The sequence below is a fragment of the Aerococcus sp. L_32 genome (assembly GCF_050689315.1).
In genome coordinates this window covers 1-3,901 of the sequence record NZ_JBOEQF010000198.1, presented here as the reverse complement: position 1 = coordinate 3,901, position 3,901 = coordinate 1, and the positions used below count along the sequence as shown (strand labels likewise).

The window sequence follows — 3,901 nt, the reverse complement described above, 5'->3', positions numbered from 1 at the left end:
AACGGACAAGTGGCTGCTTTAGTGAAACCACAGTTTGAAGCTGGTAAAGACAAAGTTGGTAAAAAAGGAATCGTTCGGGATAAGAAAGTCCATAGAGATGTGATTGAACATACCATGCAAACAGCAATCGGACTTGGTTACGATGTTACAGATTTAACCTATTCACCGATTACTGGTGGAACTGGGAATATAGAGTTTTTAATGCTATTAACGAATACAGAAGGTGAGCCTGGCCAAATTGATACCGCAATTGATATTGATGCGGTGATCGAAGAGGCACATTCAGTGTTTCATTAACGAGGGTATCTATAGGGTTAGACAAGGGGAGAGATGTAAATGCTTCAGCATCTTACAATTAAAAATTTTGCAATTATTGAAGATTTAACAATCGATTTTGATTCAGGCATGACTGTCCTAACTGGTGAAACAGGTGCCGGGAAGTCCATTATTATTGATGCTGTGGGCTTGTTAGTTGGTGGTCGTGGGTCAACAGATTTCATTCGCTATGGTAGCGAGAGATTTAACCTTCGAGGGATCTTTTACATGCCTGATTTATCCGAAGAAGGCCGCAATATGTTGGCCGATAATGATATTCCTTTCGATGATGCCCAATTGATGATTGTCCGTCAGTTAGATACCAATGGGAAAAATACGATCAAAGTTAATGGCGTATCCATGACTGTCAGCATGCTCAAGGCTTTAGGGACACACATTGTAGATATCCATGGGCAAAATGAGCACCAGTCTTTAATGAACACAAGCAATCATATTCATTTGCTAGACCATTTTGCTAAGCATGAAATTGCGCCTAAACTAGCTAGATACCAAGAAGCTTATGCAGCTTATCAAATTGCGAAAAAGCAATTAGATAGTCAAAACCTAAACGAGCAAGAAGCTGCCCAACGCGTTGATTTACTAAAATTCCAAATCAATGAAATTGAATCGGCGAATTTAAAAGTGGGTGAAGACCAAGCTTTAATTAGTGAACGTGACCAATTGCAAAATTTTCAAAAAATTGCTGATGCTTTAGGTGCAAGTAATAATTTGCTGTCTAATGCTGATTTGAATATTATCGATCTAGTCGGTCAAGTCATTGGTGAACTTGAAACCATCCGTGATTTTGACACGACCTATAGTGATTTTTATGAACAAACAACAGGGACTTATTACGCCTTACAGGATTTAGCCTCTAGTATTTCAGACCAAGTAGATCAACTGCACTATGATCCTAATCGTTTAGATGACATCATTGAACGATTAGCGGTATATAAAAATCTGACTCGTAAATATGGGGACGATACTGAAGCCGTTCTCATCTATCTGGATAAGGCGAAAGAAGAGTTGAAGCAGATTGAAAACCGTGAGTCGAATCAACAAAAATTGAAGGATGCAGTAAAAAAAGCGCAAGCAAATGCATTAGCTTTAGCAGAGGATTTATCTAATAGTAGAAAATTTGTAACAGCAGGGTTAGTGACGGCCATTGAAGGGCAGATGCAGGCGCTTTATATGGAGAAAGCCAAATTCCGCGTGGATATGTTAGCCTTGGATGAATTAGGACCCTATGGGATTGATGATGTCGCCTTTATGATCGCCACTAACCTTGGTGAGCCATTTAAGCCGCTTGTTAAGGTCGCATCAGGCGGGGAGTTATCACGATTGATGTTAGCAATGAAAACTATCTTCCAAAATGCATCAGGGGTAACAGCAATTATCTTTGATGAGGTGGATACGGGGGTATCTGGACGTGTGGCTCAGGCTATTGCAACCAAAATGTTTGAAATTGCCCTAAAGGCTCAGGTATTATGTATTACACATTTACCGCAAGTGGCATCGATGGCAGACCACCAATTGTTCATCTCTAAAGAGGAAAACAACAACCGTACATACACAAATGTACGATTACTAACAAATGAAGAACGGATAGACGAAGTCGCTAGAATGCTAACCGGTTCTAATATTACGGCAGTTGCCAGGGAAGCAGCGGCTGAACAAATTGAAGAGGACCGACAATTTAAAGCGAACCTTCGCTAATACTAGGAGGAGTGGGTGGATGAAGCCTAAGATGATAGTGATTGCTGGGCCTACGGGTGTAGGGAAGACCAGTTTATCTTTAAAATTAGCCAAGACTTTTAATGGCGAAATTATTAACGGTGATTCCATGCAAATCTACCAAAATCTAGATATTGGGACAGCAACACCGACTGAAAGTGAGCAAGCGCAAGCTGTTCATCATTTAGTTTCTTATGTTAAAGTGGACGAGGAATACTCAGCTTCCCGCTTTAAAGAGGATGCCAAGTCGGCTATGGAGGCTATTCTGGCAAAAGGAAAAGTCCCTATCTTAGTTGGGGGAACTGGCTTATACCTGGAATCGTTTATATATGACTTATCCTTGGGTGGTAAAGGGTTGGAACATCCTGAGTTCCGTGCGCAAATGGAAACGTTAGCGCAAATGGGAGGGAATAAAGCAGTCTACCAGAAATTAGTTGACATGGACCCTAAAGCAGCAGACCAAATTCATCCCAATAATTTACGTAGAGTCATTCGGGCTTTAGAAGTTGGGACTTTTTCGGACCGGCTATTTTCAGACCAATCGGAAACCCATGAAAATCATGTGTCACCTTATGACTTGTTGGTTATCGCTTTAAATGCGGACCGACAAGTATTATACGAAAGAATTAATATGCGGGTCGATGATATGGTTAACCAAGGGCTTATTGAAGAGACGAAATGGTTGTTGGCGCAAAGCTTAGATGAGGATCAGCAATCAATGAAAGCTATCGGCTATAAGGAATTATTCCCTTATATTCGAGGTGAAATGCCACTTGAATTAGCGCTTGAAGATTTAAAGCAAAATTCAAGACGGTATGCTAAACGACAAATAACATGGATCAGAAATCGATTAACAGATGCGCATTGGCTAAATTTAGTGACGCATCCTGAGAATTTGCAGCAGGTATTAAAGCTAGTAGAAGATTTTTTAAATGCGACTAGCTTGCCTTAATTTGTATTTATCCAGATTTTCGGTTCAGAAGGAGGAAGTATGCAACAAGTTTTATTAGCAGCAGTTCAGACACCTGACATTAGTGACCGTCAATTTGATATGCAAATTGAGGAGTTAGAGGAGTTAGTGAATACGGCAGGGGGAGAAGTGGTTGGACTCGTTTCACAAAAACGGGAAAGATTTGACGCAAGAACCCTAATTGGTAAGGGGAAAGTGGAAGAATTGGCCATGCATGCAGATGCAAATGAAGCTGATTTAATCATTTTCTACCAGCAATTAACACCGTCACAAAATAACAACCTACAACAGGCAGTAGATTTCCCAGTGATTGACCGTATTCAATTAATTTTGGATATTTTCGCTATGCGGGCAACATCAAAAGAAGGTAAATTACAGGTTGCCTTAGCACAGAACGAATACCTATTACCGCGTTTAGCAGGGAATTACAATGCCCTATCTAGACTTGGTGGGGGGATTGGGACGAGAGGTCCTGGTGAAACGAAAATTGAGCAAGATCGTCGGGTGCTTCGTAACGAGATTCAACGCATCAAGGGTGAGTTGAAAGAAGTAGAGAAGCACCGTAGTCGGACTCGTGAGAACCGGGAAAAGGGCGCTATTTTCCAATTGGGCTTAATTGGCTATACCAATGCCGGCAAGTCAACAATTACAAACGCCTTGACCCAAGCGGATACCTTGGAAGAAAATCAATTATTTGCTACCTTAACACCTTTAACACGGGTATTTTCACTCAATAATCATTTCCAAATGTCCATAACGGATACGGTAGGATTTATTCAAGATTTACCACCACAAATTATCGACTCATTCCATTCAACATTGGAAGAAAGTCGTCAGGTGGATTTGATGTTGATTGTAATTGATGCGTCATCGCCGTATGCC

At 40.9% G+C, this 3,901-nt stretch carries 4 protein-coding genes; all 4 read left to right on the top strand.

The window, feature by feature from the left end:
- Positions 1-297 (top strand): SAM-dependent methyltransferase (locus ACRCJ0_RS10305; protein WP_431390378.1); only part of this gene is annotated, 297 nt, incomplete at its 5' end.
- 39 nt (positions 298-336) lie between these two features.
- Positions 337-2,031 carry a DNA repair protein RecN gene (recN, locus tag ACRCJ0_RS10300; protein ID WP_431390377.1) on the top strand — a complete coding sequence of 565 codons (1,695 nt, stop codon included), beginning with the start codon at positions 337-339 and terminating at the stop codon, positions 2,029-2,031.
- Positions 2,032-2,050: 19 nt separating this feature from the next.
- Entirely contained in the window at positions 2,051-3,001 is a 951-nt protein-coding gene (miaA, locus tag ACRCJ0_RS10295; RefSeq protein ID WP_419971440.1) for a tRNA (adenosine(37)-N6)-dimethylallyltransferase MiaA, read from the top strand.
- A gap of 39 nt (positions 3,002-3,040) precedes the next feature.
- The coding region (gene hflX, locus ACRCJ0_RS10290; RefSeq protein WP_431390376.1) for a GTPase HflX at positions 3,041-3,901 on the top strand (861 nt) is incomplete at its 3' end.

Coding starts and splice junctions, on each gene's coding strand:
- recN (WP_431390377.1), top strand. CDS start 337: ATGCTTCAGCATCTTACAATTAAAAATTTTGCAATTATTGAAGATTTA.
- miaA (WP_419971440.1), top strand. CDS start 2,051: ATGAAGCCTAAGATGATAGTGATTGCTGGGCCTACGGGTGTAGGGAAG.